14 protein-coding genes are annotated in these 15209 nt (G+C 69.8%); 7 read left to right on the top strand and 7 right to left on the bottom strand.

The window, feature by feature from the left end:
- The first annotated feature begins 189 nt into the window (after positions 1 to 189).
- A complete protein-coding gene (locus OG440_RS19320) occupies positions 190 to 339 on the top strand; it encodes a hypothetical protein (protein WP_406008061.1) in 150 nt (49 codons plus the stop codon).
- Between the two features lie 229 nt (positions 340 to 568).
- Here OG440_RS19320 and OG440_RS19315 read toward each other — a convergent pair whose 3' ends face one another.
- The 5 genes from OG440_RS19315 to OG440_RS19295 all read right to left on the bottom strand — a co-directional run bounded on the left by OG440_RS19315 (position 569) and on the right by OG440_RS19295 (position 6587).
- Entirely contained in the window at positions 569 to 1945 is a 1377-nt protein-coding gene (locus tag OG440_RS19315) for an AAA family ATPase (protein ID WP_406008060.1), read from the bottom strand.
- Entirely contained in the window at positions 1942 to 3375 is a 1434-nt protein-coding gene (locus tag OG440_RS19310) for a hypothetical protein (protein WP_406008059.1), read from the bottom strand. Before OG440_RS19310 ends, OG440_RS19315 begins: the two co-directional genes overlap by 4 nt.
- The gene (locus OG440_RS19305) at positions 3372 to 4577 is read right to left on the bottom strand and encodes a hypothetical protein (RefSeq protein WP_406008058.1); all 1206 of its coding nucleotides are present in this window, start codon (positions 4575 to 4577) and stop codon (positions 3372 to 3374) included. The genes OG440_RS19310 and OG440_RS19305 overlap by 4 nt, the downstream gene beginning before the upstream one ends.
- Entirely contained in the window at positions 4574 to 5356 is a 783-nt protein-coding gene (locus tag OG440_RS19300; RefSeq protein ID WP_406008057.1) for a hypothetical protein, read from the bottom strand. Before OG440_RS19300 ends, OG440_RS19305 begins: the two co-directional genes overlap by 4 nt.
- A 934-nt stretch (positions 5357 to 6290) precedes the next feature.
- Positions 6291 to 6587, bottom strand: coding sequence for an HAD family hydrolase (locus OG440_RS19295; RefSeq protein WP_406008056.1), 297 nt, complete (start codon positions 6585 to 6587; stop codon positions 6291 to 6293).
- A gap of 576 nt (positions 6588 to 7163) precedes the next feature.
- Here OG440_RS19295 and OG440_RS19290 point away from each other — a divergent pair.
- Positions 7164 to 7979 carry a hypothetical protein gene (locus tag OG440_RS19290; protein ID WP_406008055.1) on the top strand — a complete coding sequence of 272 codons (816 nt, stop codon included), beginning with the start codon at positions 7164 to 7166 and terminating at the stop codon, positions 7977 to 7979.
- Positions 7976 to 8239 (top strand): hypothetical protein, encoded by a 264-nt coding sequence (locus OG440_RS19285; RefSeq protein WP_406008054.1) that lies wholly within the window; start codon positions 7976 to 7978, stop codon positions 8237 to 8239. Before OG440_RS19290 ends, OG440_RS19285 begins: the two co-directional genes overlap by 4 nt.
- Positions 8240 to 8418: 179 nt before the next feature.
- On the opposite strand, the gene OG440_RS19280 is transcribed toward OG440_RS19285, so the two are convergent.
- The gene (locus tag OG440_RS19280) at positions 8419 to 9120 is read right to left on the bottom strand and encodes a restriction endonuclease (protein ID WP_406008053.1); all 702 of its coding nucleotides are present in this window, start codon (positions 9118 to 9120) and stop codon (positions 8419 to 8421) included.
- 413 nt (positions 9121 to 9533) lie between these two features.
- Between OG440_RS19280 and OG440_RS19275 the strand changes: the two genes are divergently transcribed.
- The 3 genes from OG440_RS19275 (at position 9534) to OG440_RS19265 (ending at position 12006) form a co-directional block, all read left to right on the top strand.
- Positions 9534 to 10085, top strand: coding sequence for a hypothetical protein (locus tag OG440_RS19275; RefSeq protein WP_406008052.1), 552 nt, complete (start codon positions 9534 to 9536; stop codon positions 10083 to 10085).
- A 168-nt stretch (positions 10086 to 10253) separates the two neighbouring features.
- Positions 10254 to 11102 (top strand): hypothetical protein, encoded by an 849-nt coding sequence (locus OG440_RS19270; RefSeq protein WP_406008051.1) that lies wholly within the window; start codon positions 10254 to 10256, stop codon positions 11100 to 11102.
- A 682-nt stretch (positions 11103 to 11784) separates the two neighbouring features.
- Positions 11785 to 12006: a hypothetical protein gene (locus OG440_RS19265; protein WP_171398145.1), complete on the top strand. Its 222-nt coding sequence runs from the start codon at positions 11785 to 11787 to the stop codon at positions 12004 to 12006.
- 365 nt (positions 12007 to 12371) lie between these two features.
- On the opposite strand, the gene OG440_RS19260 is transcribed toward OG440_RS19265, so the two are convergent.
- Entirely contained in the window at positions 12372 to 13688 is a 1317-nt protein-coding gene (locus tag OG440_RS19260) for a wax ester/triacylglycerol synthase domain-containing protein (RefSeq protein WP_406008050.1), read from the bottom strand.
- Between the two features lie 326 nt (positions 13689 to 14014).
- Between OG440_RS19260 and OG440_RS19255 the strand changes: the two genes are divergently transcribed.
- The gene (locus OG440_RS19255; RefSeq protein WP_406008049.1) at positions 14015 to 15187 is read left to right on the top strand and encodes a macrolide family glycosyltransferase; all 1173 of its coding nucleotides are present in this window, start codon (positions 14015 to 14017) and stop codon (positions 15185 to 15187) included.
- Positions 15188 to 15209 lie beyond the last annotated feature (22 nt).

Below are 15209 nucleotides of genomic sequence, written 5' to 3'. Positions count from 1 at the left end.
AGGCGTCTCGGGTCTCACGACCGGCGTGGCGCTAACTGAGGCCGCCTGCAAAACGTCCGACATGACCGGCCTACCTAGCGCACCCGCGACGCCGGTCATCTCCCGTACGCGCGCTTCCAGCGTGCCGAGTGCCGGGAGTCTCCTTGGTCCACGGCCGTTCACCTCGCTTAGGGGGAGCAGGGAGGCTCCGTGGTTCCACAAGCCGAGGTGGTCGCGATGCACGGCGAGGATGCCGTGCTGCACCGCGAACCGCTCAGAGGGACGGCTGAAGCGCGTGGTCGTCACGAACACCGCCAGGTCCGCCCCGAAGTGCACCTTGGCACCCAGCAGATCGCGTGAAAGCCAAGGGGTGCGGCTCCGGCCGGGGCATGCAGGGCGTGGCGCTGGACGTCGGGCGGCAGGGTGCCGTACGTGATGGTGCGGCGGGCCGCTTGTCGCCGATCAGCGTCGGCACCTTCACGCTCATGGCGACCTCGCGGTTGGGCTGGCCTGGGTGGGCTGCTACCTGAGCGAGGACTGTCGGCGCGAACTGCCGCCACGCCACTGATGCTGGTGGTCCGCGCTTGTGTCAGACGGCCACGGGGGTGCGGTGCGCGCCGAGGCGCTCGAGGACCTGGTGGTGGGCGGTGACTCCGTCGACCTGCGGTTCGGGCTCTCCGATGATCAGGTCGGTGTTGTCAGGGTGCTCGAGCAGGATGTCGGCGGTCCCGGCGCGGCCGACAACGACGCAGGCGTGCCGGTGCCGCGACAGCATCACGCACATGCGGCCCGGGTCGAGGTGAAACTCGGTCGCGTCGACCCGCCCGGCGAGCGGGTGCCAGGCGATGGTGAGCGCGAACTCGCGGCCCTGGATCTTGTTCGCGGTGGTGATGGTCAGCGCGCTGGTATCAACGCCGGCGTCTTCCAGGCCGGTCACGACGAGGTTCGCCTGGGCGGTGTGCGTGGTGACCACGGCCAGGTCGGCGGCGGTCAGCAGCCGACCGTCGCGTTCGTGGCCGAGTTCGGAGACGACGGTGCCTTGCCGGTTGAGGGCGGTGATGACCAGGTCGACGATCGTCTGCGCGGTCTGGCTGTCCGCGCGGGCGGTGTGCCGGCCGGGCAGCTCCAGATACGTCCAGCCGGTCGCAGCGGCCTGCTCGAGGGCGTCGTCGGCGACGGTCGCGCCGATGCGCGGGCGGGTGAAGGTCAGCGTTCGCGCGGCCGGAGTGCTCCCGGCGATGAACGACACATCGGGGTAGAAGCAGTCGGCGACGAGCCCGGCCGCGGATGGCGGCAGCCGCCACGACACCCTCATCGCATATTCGGGCAGGCCCGCGCGGTTGGTGGTGAGCACGTCCATCGCCGGGCGGATCGGTGAGTGCGGCAGAGCCTGCCATCGGTCCGTGTCCAGGACCGTGAACGGCGACAGCTGGCCGGGGTCCCCGATCAGCAGCATCCGGCGGGCTTTCGGGGCGATGCGCTGCAGCATATCGGCGCGCATCTGGAAACACTCGTCGACAATCAGCCACGGGAACGGCTCACCGGTCTGGATGTGCGCCCACTTGGCGGCCGGGGCGACGATGATGCGGGCGCCGTCGTCGACGAGGTCGCCGTACTTGCTGGCGGCCAGTAGCATCCCGCGGCTGATGGCCGCAGCGTCGGCGATCTGGTCGGCGGGGGTGTCACCGGCGAACAGGCGGGCGACCCGCAGGGTCGGGTTCTCGGCGTGCAGCTGCAGGACGAGCTGATCGGCCTGGGCGTTGGTTTGCGTCGCGATCGGGACGAGCCCGTCGGCTTCCAGCGCCCGGGCCACCCCGCGGACCAGCGTCGATTTCCCGGCGCCCGGGGGTGCTTTGACGATGACGGCCGAGTCGTCGGTCGGCAGCTGGTTGAGCAGTCCGAGGATGTTGTTGAGGTCGGCGGCGGCGACGGCCGCGTACGACAGCAGCGGCTGCGGGCTGCTCATGCGGGCACTCCCTGTCGTTCGTGCGTCCAGGAGCTTGGGATCGGACCGGTCGCGAACCGGCCGGAGGATTCGGGGGAACTGGTCGCGAAGGTGACGCACTGCCCTTCGGCCGGCAGCGGCTGGGCGCGCCACTTCGCCAGGAAGGCGAGCTCGACGAGGTAGGGCCGGTCGTCGGGGTGGTCGCCGGGCTGGCGCTGGTCGGGTTGGGTCGAGCGGATCTCGGCGACCATGCCCGGGTGTGCCGCCCACCGGACTCGGGTGCCGTGCGGGTACGCGGGCCGGTCCGGGGTGCGTACCACGATCATCGGCACCTTGACCCGGTTGCGTTTGCGGCGTTCGCGATTCTCCTCGTCGAGGTAGACGACTTCGCCGGTGAACGCGGCGCCGGTGTCCTCGGCGACGGCCATGACCAGCGGGTCGTCGTAGGCCATCTGCGCGGGCACGACGTTCGCGGCGTCTTCGAGTGCGGCGGCGTTGACCGGTGCCCAGCCGACAGAGTCACGGGCGGAGAAGCGCGGCACCCCGTCGGTGCACCGCTTGGCGTAATACGCCCAGTTACTGCGATCCGTGCTGGCTCGGGCGGCGGCGGAGGGGGCGAGTTCGAGGGTGCGAAGCAGCTGCATCGCCCGGTGGGTGCCGGAGTAGGCGTGGCGCAGCTCCGGCATGACCGCGTCGATGATGCGGCGGGCGGCGAAGTCGCGGGCCCGGCCGGGCCGGGCGCGGCCGTGGGCGATAACCAGGGTCATGAGGTCCCGGTCGGCGGCAGGGTCGCGCAGCGGCCCCCAGGCGTGTTTCTCGGCGGCGGCGATCGCGGCGATCCGCTGCGCGCGGCTGGTGTGTGCCGGGTCCGGGTCGATCCAGGCGAGCAACGCGGCGAGATTCTCGTCCTCGACGCCGGCCTGCCCGGTGACCCAGTGGGTGCGCAGTGCGGTGGTCGCGGGCACAAGCATTGCCTGCCCAGCCCGGCCGTACTCCAGGCCGAGGAACGTCAGGTGCGCGGCGGCCCACTGCGCGGCGATCGGCGCGCCGGGCGAGTAGCGCACACCGCGGCCGGCCATCTGCACGAGCGCGTCGGCGGCAGCGGCGTTCGGGACGACAATCTGCGGGGCGGCGGCGGCCTGCGGCTGGCCCCGGCCGTCGTAGCTGATCTGCAGGTAGGGGGCCACGTGGTCGTTGAGGGCCTGCGCGAACGCTTCCAGGCCGGCGTACCGCAGGTCCCGGTTGCGGGGTTCGGCGACCACGGCGTACCCAGCGGGCCGGGCCGGTTCGGTGCCCCAGGTGATGCCGAGCAGGGCGAACGGTTCCCCGGCGAGGACGTGGAACGCGACGACGAACGGGTTCTGCTCGACGTGCAGGTGCCGCAGCGCGGCGGCCGGGACGGCCCGGCCGGTATCGAACGCTTCGGCGTGGCGCAGCGCGGTCAGGCTCATGCGACTCCTCCGGCCTGGCGGGCCGCGACGCGGGCGCGGGCAGCGTCTTCGATACGGCGGGCGCGGCGGAGCGCCAGGGACGTATCGGCGGGCGCATCGGTGTCAGCGGGCAGCGGCTGCCCGGCGGCAATGCGGGTGGCCTGGCGCAGGTCGCGAATGCCGGCGAGGTCGTCGCGTACGCTCGGGCCGATCAGCACGGGGTTGCCAGCGGTGACGGCTTCGAGGTGGCAGAACTCGCCGAGCCCGCACGCGGACCGGCAGCCCGGCACGTAGTTCGAGGGGACCTGTCGCAGCTTGTCGGCGAGTGCGTCCTGACGGGCGTCGTCGTCGAGGCCGACCAGGTCGGCGGCCTGCGGGTCGAGGGTGAACCCGGACGGCAGCTCGTCGAGGATGTTGCTGATGCTGGTGATGCGCTGCAGCTGCCGCTGCAGGTGGATGAGCCGGTCAGCCGTTGGCAGCCGGCTGCCGACGGCTTTGCTGGTGGTGGTGTTCTCCGGGGTGATCAGGACCGCGTCGGTGGAGATGACGTTCGGGTCGTGGCCAAGATCGGCGACGACCTGGCGCAACGCGTGCACGTAGACGGCGACCTGCCGGGCTGCGGCGGCGGCTTTGGCTTTGTCGATGACCTGGTCGACCGACGGGAACGACTTGATCTCGACGAGGACGAACTTGCCGTCGACGGCAACCAGCGCAAGCGCGTCGGGTTCGACGTAGACGGTTTCACCGGCGACCACGAGGGTGAGCACCGGGTGATCGAGCAGGGCGGGGGCGTCGGGGTCACCGGAGAGGATCCAGCGCAGTTTCTGCACGGTGGTGTACGCGCGGCGTTGCACCGCGGCCAGGCCGATCGGGCCGTCCTCGCCGAGATCTTCGACGCTGTACCGTTCCGGTGGCAGGCCGATCGCCTGGGTGAGCGCGGCGAAGAGCATGTCGTAGTTCGTGTCACGTTTGAGGCGCCGCTCGAACGCGTTGCCGCGGGTGATCGCGAACGGCGACTGACCGTACGGGGCGGGCACGCCAGCGGACTCGGAGGTCTTCTCGAGGCTGATGCGGGCCAGGTCGGCGACCGTGCGCAGCCGGCAGCCGGGGTTGTCGGCGATACCGGCGACCCGGCGGGCGTTGAGCCGGACCGCCTTCTGAGTGCCGCGGACCGCGTCGAGACGCGGGTCAACGGCCGGTCCGGTGTTGGCGCGATGGTTCACTTGTCGCCTCCCACGACCCGCAGGGTCCTCTTCTTGCCGAACAACTGCGCGGTGATGTCGGGCTCCTTGGCGAGACGTTCGGCGGCGGACTCGCGGTCGGCGCGGTCTTTGCCCTCGATGAGGGCCAGCTGATGGTCGACGGTCGCGCGGGCAGCTGCGACGTCGATGCCGGCGAAGCTGAGCCCGTCGATGCTCTGCCCGAAGTTCAGCAGCACACTGGTGATCGCTGCGCGGTGCTGCTCGTCGGCCGCGGGCAGGTTCTGCAGGTAGTCGAGCATCCGACGTACGGCGTGCAGGTGGTTGACCCGTTCGCTGTACACGCCGGTGATGCGCAGCCATCCGGGCCAGGTCGACAGGGCGAACAGGCCGCGGGCGGGCGCGAGCTGGGGGGTGAGGGTCGGTACGACCAGTACCGGGGTGGAGCTCCTGCTGTCCAGCGTCCGGGCTTCGTCGCGGCGGAGCGAGGTCAGCCCGCGCGGGTGCAGCTCGGAGTCGAACACGGCGCGGTGGTAGGCGGCGATGAGGGCGGCGCTGGTCGGCACGCCGAGGTCGGTGAGCGCTTCGATGACCTGGCTACGCACGCTGGCCTTACCGATCCTGGTGCCGGTCCCGGCGGGACGGGCCAGTTCACGGACCGTGTTGCGGGCTTCGGTGAGGCTGGTGTCGACCGCACCGAGCAGGGTCGCGTCGATGTCCTGCCCGCGGGCGCGGGCCAGGGCGCGCTGCAGCTCCTCGACCGCTCGGGCGAGGTCAGCAGAGGTGGAGTGTTCTTCAGGCACCACCCGAGAGTACCCGCCTCTCCCAGCATTGCCAATATCCCCTGGGTCTCCCAGTTTTTTCCAGCTTTAGGATGACTCTCGTCGGAGAGGGGATGGATGTAGCAAAACTGCACCCACGGACGCCGGCTGATCTCCGCGCGGGAGCTCGTCGCCAATGCCCTCTCATACGCTTCGTGACCGTCGCTGATCAGGGGCAACGCGGCCACCTCTGGTCTCAGTTTTGGTCTCATTCACCCCCGTCCGACTCCGTCCGAAGCCCCCACGAGAACCCGCTCCCTCGTAGGTCAGAACGTCCCCGGCCCTCGCCGAAAACCCCCAGACGAACACCAGTGCCCCACCAAGCACGACGAAGGGCCCCACCGTTCGCGGTGGGGCCCTTCGTCGTGCTTGATCTCAGTTGCGGTGATCGGACGGGGTCGGACCTCGGCGAGCTGTGAGGCTGAGCATCTTTGCCGATGGTGCCACCCAGGACGTGGGGCCGTACATCGGTGCCGGTGAAAGGTTCGGCGATCCGGTTGGCCTGCTTGCTGGAGCCGGAGATAGAGCGTCGGGTACCTGCCGCCCACCAGAGGCGATCCGACCACAACGGCATCGATGACCGGCACCGGGTCCAAATGGTCGGCGATGCGCTGCACGCGCGACTGTGAGACGGCGCTCGCTTCGATGTAGATCGTGCCTGCGCCGACCATGCCGAGTTCGGCTACCGGGGCGGCAGTCTCCTCCGCGGCGGCGGGAGGGCACAGGGAGAGCAGCACGTCGGAGCGGGAGACGAGCTCGGGCAGTGCCTCAGGTTCGAGGCACGCCCGCTCGGCCCGGCGACGGGTTGTGTCGCTGCGTCCGTCGGGGCACCACAGCACGATGTAGCCGCGGGCGCTCAGTTGGGCGCCGAAGGCAGAGCCCATGCTGCCGGGGTGTAACAGCCCGATCGTGTCTGTCATGCCGTGGTCTTCGTGTGGCCGGCGGAGTGCAGAAGCAGCAGGCCGATGGCGGCGCGTGCATGCGGCACCGTGTGGTCCGGCCCGGCGTCGTCCGGCGGCCAGGAGCGGTCGTTGCCGATCCAGATGGTGCTCAGCCCTGCGGAGCGTCCGCCGCCTACGTCGTTGACCGGGTTGTCGCCGACCATCCAACAGCCGTCGCCCAGCACGGTGCCGCAGCGGGCCGCTGCCAGGACGAAGTGCCGGGTCTGCGGTTTGCGCGCGTCGGCCTCCTCGGAGACGAAGACGCCGTCCACACTCTCGGCGATATCGTGGCCCGCAGCATGGCGCGCTGGATGTCCACCGCGCCGTTGGTCGCCACCCCCACTCGCCAGTCGGCCCCACGCAGCTCGTCCAAGCCGTCGAGGACCTCGGCTGGGCACGACACCAAGGCCGAGATGTCGTTGCAGTACGCACGCCACAACTCCGCCGTCGACATGGGCAGCCGGTACCGGTCCGGATCATGTCAAAGGTAGACAGATAGGCCCGCTCGGCCGCCATGCCTAGGACGTGCGCCTGCTCCTCGTCCTCCAGACCGTGCTCGGTGGTGAACTCGGCGGCCCAGTCGGCGAGCGTTCCCCGCCGGTCCGCGAGTGTGTTGTCGAGGTCGAAGAGAACCAGGGGCTGCAGCACATCCCGCACCCCAGTGCGCGAGCGTCAGCTCCGGATCCACCCCACTGAGCAGGCTCCATGTCCTGCCATCGCTGACCGCCGAAGCACAGCGCCAAGAAATTATCGGCAGGGCCAGAAAAAAGTCGCAGCAAAGTGTGGGGTCTCGAGTCTTCGCATCCATATGAGTCGCCAGATCTATAACTACGGTACGAGGACTGGTGTTGCCCAAAATGATCAGCAGTGGCGATGAGGCCGAGCTGAAGGTGAAGATCCCATTCGAGGACGGAGACGATCCGCCTCCCCCGACCCTCGTTCAGGACCGGAGGCTGTACGACGAGTTGCTGCGGGTGGAGTTCCGCGGCCCCCGCTACGACGTCTTTGCCCAGGAGCTGTGGACCTACGGCATCCGCACCCTGACGGCATGGATGCGCACGGGCGCCATCTCCCATCACTGCCACCGCTACAACGTGGCCTTCGACGCCTCGGAGGTCGAACTGTCCATCCTCGCCCGGACCTCAGAGGTACGCGAAGCCCTGGCCGTGGACAGCGTGACGGCGGCCGCACCCCGCTTCCTGGAGCGCTCGCTGCGCGGCGGCGAATGGAACCCGGACAAGGGCGCCAGCATGTTCACCTTCTTCGTGGGCGGATGCGTCATGGCCTTCGGCGACGTCTTCAAGACCTGGTCCCGGAAGCGGCGCCGGGAAGTGAAGGTGATGGCTTACGGGCTCCTCAACCTCACCGAGACCGACGCCGTGTTCCCCGGTCAACTCAGCCTGTTCGACGACCCCGCCGAAACGGTCGCCTCGCGTGACACGCTGCGGCGGATACTGAGCGAGGCCACCCCGGAGGCTGCTGCCATCTGCACGCTGATGCTGCGCCGCCCGGAGCTGAACCAGCGCGAAATCGGCGCTCTGCTGGGCGGTATGAGCGCCCGCGCGGTCGAGGGACAGCTGCGCCGGCTCCGCGGAACCGCTCGCGTGCTCGCGGCGAGCGGGAAGATCAGTCGGCCGCAGTTCTTCGAGGCAGGCCAGCGATGACCGTACAGATCTCCTCCGAAGCCGTGATGCTCCTCGTCATTGGCTGCGTCGTCGGGCTCGCCGTCTACAAGCACACCACGCGGACCCATACCGGTGCCTCCACCCGAGGAGACCTGGTGGGCGCGATCGGAGCGGCAGTGGGCGTCATGACCATCCTGGCGCTTCTCTTCAGCCTAGGGGACGCCGGCGAGACGTTGCAGCGGCCAGGCCCGGCATCCGGGCCGACGACGATGACGAGCGCGGAAACCCGAGCTCCGTGAAGCACACGGTCTCCGCTGCCTGTCCGGCGTGCATGGTGGCGATCAGGTAGCCCCTTGCCGAGGGATTCTGGATGACGGTGAGCACGGCGGTACAGCCGTGCTCTACCTACGCGGCCCGGAGGCGTACGGCACCAAAGTGGCCGAGGATCGTGATCCGGCCTCGCTCTACCCGAGGCCGGTTACTTCTCGTACGCCTGCTTCCAGCGCGCTCGGTGACGGGAGTCGCCCTGCCCCTGGCCGTTCACCTCACTCAGGGACAGCAGAGAGGCCCCGTTGTTCCACAGCCCGAGGTGATCCCGGTGCACGGCAAGGATTCCGTGCTGCAGCGCAAACTTCTCTGAGTGGCGGCTGAACCGCGTGGTCGTGACGAACACGGCGAGGTCAGCCGCGAAGTGCACCTTGGCGCCCAGCAGATCGCGCAGTTCACGGCTCGCGATCGTGCTGGTCGGCGCGTAGCGCTTGCACTGGATCACCACGCTCCGGCCGTCCGGGAGGCGGCCGACGACGTCAGCGCCGTTGTCGTTCGCACCGCCCACCCGCCGGACCTCCATGCACCCGTCCCGCCGACAGAGTTCCGCGACCAGCTCCTCGAACTCGGTGCCGGTCATCGCATCCACCTCCGCGAGCGTCCGGTGACCGGCCTTCACCGCCTCTTCTTGCCGCCACAGACGGTCCCGCCCGCGCACGAGCCGATCCGTACGCCACAGCCACCAGCCAGTCGCCGCGACTCCGCCAAGGATCAACACCCCGACGAGGTACGGCCACACGACCGACCAGAAGACAACCAGCAGGACCAGTGCCAGCCCACCGCCGACCGCCGCCGACTTCAGCCGCGCTGCTCGCCGCCTGCGAGCAGCCGCACCTTGTCTACGCCCAGCCATGATTGAAGCCCTTTCCCCAGGTCCTGAACGGCAGTCTGGGCAGCCTCTGGCAGCGTGAGAAGGGCGCGAGTCGGCCATGGCCAGATCGAGATGGCCGGGCCTATACCTAACGTCAGGCGTCGACTCGAGCGCATCGATGACCTACCAGGTGGCCTGTCTCAGCAATCGCCAGTCGCACGCAGTATCGCGCAACTACTGTGGGTCACATGCGCCCTTCCGATGTGCCTATGCCTCCTGCAATTGCTGCTCGGCCACGTGACCCTCGCGGCTACCCCATCCCGGCGATCACACCGTGGGAAGGAGGCATACCCCAGTTCGCCTCACTGAGCATGAGACGTGTGTTCCTTTGTCTGACGCAGCGCAGATGCACCGTATGCGGCCGGGAGATGCCGCCCGGCCCGGTGTGGCGGGTTGTGGATACCGAAGAAACCGAGATGTTGGCGGAAGTGCTCTCACGCGGAGTCGGTGACAAGTTCCTCAACATGGCACCAACCCAGGAGGGCCCGGGGCACCGGTCATGCATGATCTACAGCGCGATGGTCTGCCCCTTCCTCGGAGGGCCGGAAGCCCGCCGCGGACAAGGCGCCAACTCCTATGGCGAAGAGATACCGTCTGGCGAAGCCCGCGGGCATAAGGGCGGCATCGTCGCTTACGACTCCTGCGAGTTCCGGGAGACGCCGGTCGGTTCCGGCTGCGTGTACGGCCATCCCCTCGAACTGCTGGAGTACGAACGCGGCGAGGACCTGCTGGACGCGTTGAAGGAAGCCGTGGACGCAGACACCGAAGCCCTGACCGGCACGTGTCCTCCATGGCTACTGGACGACGAGACAGCAGTAGAGGCTGCGTTCCTCCTCGCGATGCGCACTCCCGAAGAGACTGCAAGGCTCAAAGCCCAGCGACGGATGGCGGAAGCGCGGCGCAAGCGGCAGAAGCAAGCCAAGGCATCTCGCCGACGCAATCGCTGATTCCGCAAAGCAAACTTGAGAACCCGAAAGCACGCGCCCTGGCCGTGCCCTTCAGGAGCGGCGGCCGAACTAGGCAAAGCGCAAAGTGCCGTTGCCAGTCGGCCACTGTCACTGCTCACCCTTACCCTCAATTGCACACACCCGACGACGCGCGAGAGGCCGCCTGGCATGGCTAACGACGACGGCATGTCCCCTGAGGTGCAGCGCATGATTCAAGAAGCGCAGGCCATGATGACCGACGAGGTCATGGAGGAGACCCTTCGCAGCAAGGCCGGCGTTGACCCCAGCCACCTGGCCACGTTGCTGGATCTCGTGGCGATCGGCATCACCAACGGCGCCTGGCGGAACAGCTGCATCGAGAATTGGCACGCCGAAGGCCGACTGTCGGACGGCGACATGATGCGCATCAACAGCTACACCACGGATGCCGTGCGTCGACGTCTGAAGGGTTGGTGCATCGAGTCCGGAATCATTTCGGCGAGCAGCAGCGCGCTGGAAGGGACCGACGTGGAGGATATGGACGTCCTTGTCGGTCGTATCTTCCGATGGCTGACGAATGCTGAGCGCAGGCTCCCCACCGGGATGACTCTCGGCGAGTTGGCTCGCTCCAGGGAAGACCTCGAAGAGTACGAGGACCACGCGGATCGGGCCCTCAGCGGCTTTACCGGACAGATGGAGGACAAGGGCGTCCGATTCGGCCTCCTCCGCACCGCCTGCCACGGTGCCCTGGCCTGCTCCCAGTGGTGGGCGCATCCCACATGGCCCGACCGCGTCGAACGCTTCATTCGCGTCCTTGACGATGCGACCGAGCCCCATTGGGGTTCTAACGGGGAGCGCAGGGAGAGACTGGGCGTCGAGCCGCCCTCCGTGGAGGACCGCGATATTCTGCGTTCCACGCTGTTGGAGAGCCCGTGGAAACTCGATGCCACGGCTGCCGAGTGGATCGTGGATGCCGGGATCGGCTACCTGACGCCCGAAACAGGGCTGTCGGCCGCAACCGCGTCCGATCAGAAGTAGCCAGTAGGAAGTGACCCGGTCACTGCGCTCACCGCTGCCTGGTCTCAGAGCGGGGAGTAAAGGCGATTCCCCGCTGACCAGGAACCACGAGCAGAAGCTGGCACGCTCACGCTGCTCCACTTCCGTGGTTGCAGTTCTGGTTGCATTCACCGGCGTACAGCACCGTTCAGGACCCCCGACCGGACCAGCTGCACCGCAGGTCAGGACATCCCCGCACATCCCCGAACCCCCAGACGAACATTTGGAAAGCGTGTTGGGGGCAACCCCTCACGAGTTCGAATCTCGTATCCTCCGCCAGTGCCTCACCGGGCACGATGTCGAAGGGCCCCACCGTTCGCGGTGGGGCCCTTCGTCGTCCGCCGTCACGGATGCCGTCCCGGGCGGGTGCGACCCTCGTGATCGGCGGAGGCCGATCCCCGAGCGACCGGACGCGGAGAGTCGGGGCACCGCGTACCGGATGTCACCACGTGCCCGGGGTCCGGGGCGCGAAGTGGACTTGTGAAGGTAACGGTCTGTGCCGGGGTCCGGCGGGCGCTTTCGCCGACCTGTCGGCGAAGGCCCAGGTCAGGGGCGCATGGTCGGCCGCTTTGCGGCCGGAGCGGTGATCGCTGTCCGGGTCTGTGACGAACAGCGGGGAAAGACGGCCGCTCCGAGCGGCGCATCCAGGCCCATACTGGAGGCAATGACAAAGCCAACGGCACCGAAGCGTTACTTGCCCACCAGTCCCTTCAAGGCCCCGGCCGCGCCGTCCCCCAAGCACTTCGAGGTGGGCGACCAGGTCACGCACGACATGTACGGCCTCGGCCGCGTGATCGGCATCGAGGACGGAATCGCGGCACTCGTGGATTTCGGTTCGGCGCAGATGCGGATCTTGAGCCCGTACACCAAGATGAGCAAGCTGTAGAACCGCTGTGCCCGGTCACGGCACCGCAGGTCCCTCTACGGCCCTGTAACGAATGGGAGACCTCTCATCGAACCGACCTCGCTGTTCTCCGCTCCGGAAGGGGCGACTCGCTATGCCACCGCGGCATCGCCGCCTCCGACGACCAACCCCTTCCAGGCCCCGGACTTCGGGGAGGACGAGTTCCTCCTGAGCGAGGATGCGCAGGCATCCTTCTCCGGCACGGGTGCGGCTCGACGCCAGGCGAGCTAGTCCCGGCCGGTGACAGTGGCCTCGCAGTCGGCGGCCACGGGCCGTACCGGTTCCACGCACGCCGAAGGGCCCCATCGTGAACGGTGGGGCCCTTCGACATGCGCGGTCCCGCCGGGTCAGCCGGCCCCCTCGGCGAGCAGCGTCAGCTCGTCGAGGAACGCCTCCGCCAGCAGGCCCGCGTCCTGGCTGCCCGAGTTGGTGGCGACGCTCAGCGTGTGGCCCTTGGCGCAGCCGCCCAGCGCGAAGGTGACCGTGTCCGCCGGGGGCACCATCGGGACGATGGTGAGCCGGCGCAGCGGCCGTCCGGCCAGGGTCTGGCTCTGCTCGCGCAGATGGACGTAGGAGCAGGCCGCCGGCGCGTAGGCGGGGGCGAAGATCTTTCCGCCGGCCAGCGCCAGGGTCGCCCCGGGGACCGCCGCGAGCGTGCCCTCGACCAGTTTCTCGGCGGTGCGGCGGGGCCGGGTGACGGTGGTCAGCAGGCCGGTGCAGGCGGTCAGCCGGGCCGCCGGGTCGGAGAGCGTCACCGGCGCGGGGACCCGGACGTTGGCGAACGCGTTGCCGAGGAACTCACCGCAGTCGTCGGGCCGTTCGTCGACCGGGACCGACAGCCACACCTGCCGTGCGTCGGCGGCCGGGCCACCGTCGGCTGACGCGGCGGCGAACGCGGAGTCCGTGGCCGACAGGCGGGCGCGCAGGACTCCGGAGACCGTCGCCAGGAACACCTCGTTGGTGGTCGCCGGGCGCGGTGAGCCGCCGTCCGTCCCCACCGAGACGGCCGCGCGGGCGGCCCGCAGGACGTCGGCGCGCAGCCGTACGACGGTGTACGCGGGCTCCCGCGGTCCCCGGTGCGGCAGCGGCACCGCGCGGCCCGTGGTCAGCAGGCCCGGCGGACCTCCCCCCGCCGGTCCCGGGCGGACCGTCCGTCGCCGGGGGCCGGGCACGGCCAGGGACGCGGCGCCGTCCAGCGGGCCTCCGTCGTCGAAGAGGGCGCGCAGCAGGGTCGTCAGGGAACGGCCGTCGAGCAGGCTGTGGTGCATCCGGAAGAGCAGGGAGAACTCCCCCTCCGCCGCCCCGCGCAGCAGGTGGAGGCTCCACGGCGGCCGGTCGGCGGGGAACGGCGTGTGGAACCACAGCCGGACCGCGTCGCGGAGGGTGAGGTCCGCGCTGTCGACCTGCCGGCCCAGGCCGTGGCCGTCCCGCCGCGCCCAGCGGTGCCGGCCGGTCCACCAGGCCAGGCCGGTCCGGGCGCCGCCGGGTGCGACCAGGGTCTGGGTGAGCCTGGGCAGCGCCTTCCAGCGTTCCTCCACCAACGCCCGCAGCTCGTCCAACGACGGTGGGGCGCCCGCGAGGTCCAGGGCGATCCCGGCGTTGGGCGGGCCGAACGGCCAGCGGGCCATCCCCTCTTCCATCAAGGGCAGATGCGATCCGGGCATGAGACTGCTCCTGTCGTGGGCCGTCCGTGGCGTGGGCCGGTCCTGTCGTGGGCCGGCTGCTGGGGGACGACGTCCTGTACCCCCAACGGCCGATCGGACCGGCGGTCACGTGTGCCGCGTCATCAGCCGTGCCGCCAGGTACCCCTCAGGTGTTCCGCAGGTGTCAACGCGCGGCCGTGGAGGCTCCCTGATGGGGTGACACTGCCGCAGGTTTGCGGTCAGGAACGGTGTCGGAGCGCCTTTAATCGGGACTCCGCGTCCGCCGTTCGGGCGCCCCCTTCCCGAGTCCCCCGCCCCGGCTCCGTGCCGGACAGGAGTGGTGTGTCGTGCCTGGTACTCATCCGAATCCCGCGCACATCCCCGCGCACATCGCCGTGTTCAACGTTCCGATGCACGGGCATGTGAATCCGACCCTGGGGGTCGTCGAGGAGCTCGTGCGGCGTGGGCACCGGGTCAGTTACGCCGTCACCGAGGACTTCATGCACCAGGTGAAGGCGGCCGGGGCCGAGCCCGTGCTGTACCCGGACGCGGGCGACGGCTCGGACGCGCCGGAGGACATGGGCGAGGGGTTCGCGCGGGTCGTCGAGGTGGCGCTGGCGGCCCTGCCCGCCCTGACCCGGGCGTTCGACAAGGACCGTCCCGACCTGGTGCTCTGCGACATCTACGCCTTCGCGGGCCTGCTGCTGGGAGCGCGCTGGCAGGTGCCGACCGTCGTGGCGTCGCCCACCCACCTCGCCTACGACGGCATCGTCCCCGAGTTCTTCGGTGTGCCCGGCCTCCCGCAGCTGCCGGGCTTCGCGCGACTGGCGGCGGCCTTCGCCGACCAGGGGATCGAGGCCGCGCGGATCCTGGACCTCGTACGGCCCGCGCACGCCGTCGCGTTCTTCCCGCGGAGCTTCCAGCGCAGGGCGGACACCGTCGCGGCACAGCGCGTCGCCTATGTCGGGCCGGCGCTCGGGGACCGCTCCTACCAGGGCTCCTGGCAGCCGCCGCGGCCCGACGTGCCCGTCCTGCTGGTCTCGCTGGGCTCCCAGTTCACCCGGCGGCCGGAGTTCTACCGGTCCTGCGTCCAGGCGTTCGCCGAGCTGCCCTGGCATGTGGTCATGTCCGTCGGCGCCGTCCCGCCGGACGGGCTCGGGCCGCTGCCCGCCAACGTCGAGGTCCATCCCCACGTGCCCCAGCTGGCCGTGCTCGCGCACGCGGACGCCTTCGTCACCCACGCCGGGATGGGCGGCACGATGGAGGCCCTGCACTACGGCGTCCCGCTGGTCGCGGTCCCGCAGATGGCCGAGCAGCGGGTCAACGCCGACCGGATCGAACGCCTCCGGCTGGGTGTGCACCTGCCGCGCGAGAGCGTCACCCCCGAGGCGCTGCGCGAGGCCGTCCTGCGGGTCTCGTCCGACCGGGACATCCGCGCGGGCGTGTCCGCCATGCGCCGGGAGATCGCGGCGGCCGGCGGGGCGGGAGCCGCGGCCGACCTGATCGAGCGGGCCCTGTAGCCCCGCAGTCCCTGTAGCCCCG

This window comes from Streptomyces sp. NBC_00637, assembly GCF_045161545.1.
GTDB lineage: Bacteria > Actinomycetota > Actinomycetes > Streptomycetales > Streptomycetaceae > Streptomyces.
The sequence above is the reverse complement of the archived record's forward strand: the minus strand, read 5'-3'. Positions and strand labels throughout refer to the sequence as shown.

Coding starts and splice junctions, on each gene's coding strand:
- OG440_RS19280 (WP_406008053.1), bottom strand. CDS start 9,120: ATGGCTGGGCGTAGACAAGGTGCGGCTGCTCGCAGGCGGCGAGCAGCG.
- OG440_RS19315 (WP_406008060.1), bottom strand. CDS start 1,945: ATGAGCAGCCCGCAGCCGCTGCTGTCGTACGCGGCCGTCGCCGCCGCC.
- OG440_RS19265 (WP_171398145.1), top strand. CDS start 11,785: ATGACAAAGCCAACGGCACCGAAGCGTTACTTGCCCACCAGTCCCTTC.
- OG440_RS19270 (WP_406008051.1), top strand. CDS start 10,254: ATGGCTAACGACGACGGCATGTCCCCTGAGGTGCAGCGCATGATTCAA.
- OG440_RS19285 (WP_406008054.1), top strand. CDS start 7,976: ATGACCGTACAGATCTCCTCCGAAGCCGTGATGCTCCTCGTCATTGGC.
- OG440_RS19260 (WP_406008050.1), bottom strand. CDS start 13,688: ATGCCCGGATCGCATCTGCCCTTGATGGAAGAGGGGATGGCCCGCTGG.
- OG440_RS19310 (WP_406008059.1), bottom strand. CDS start 3,375: ATGAGCCTGACCGCGCTGCGCCACGCCGAAGCGTTCGATACCGGCCGG.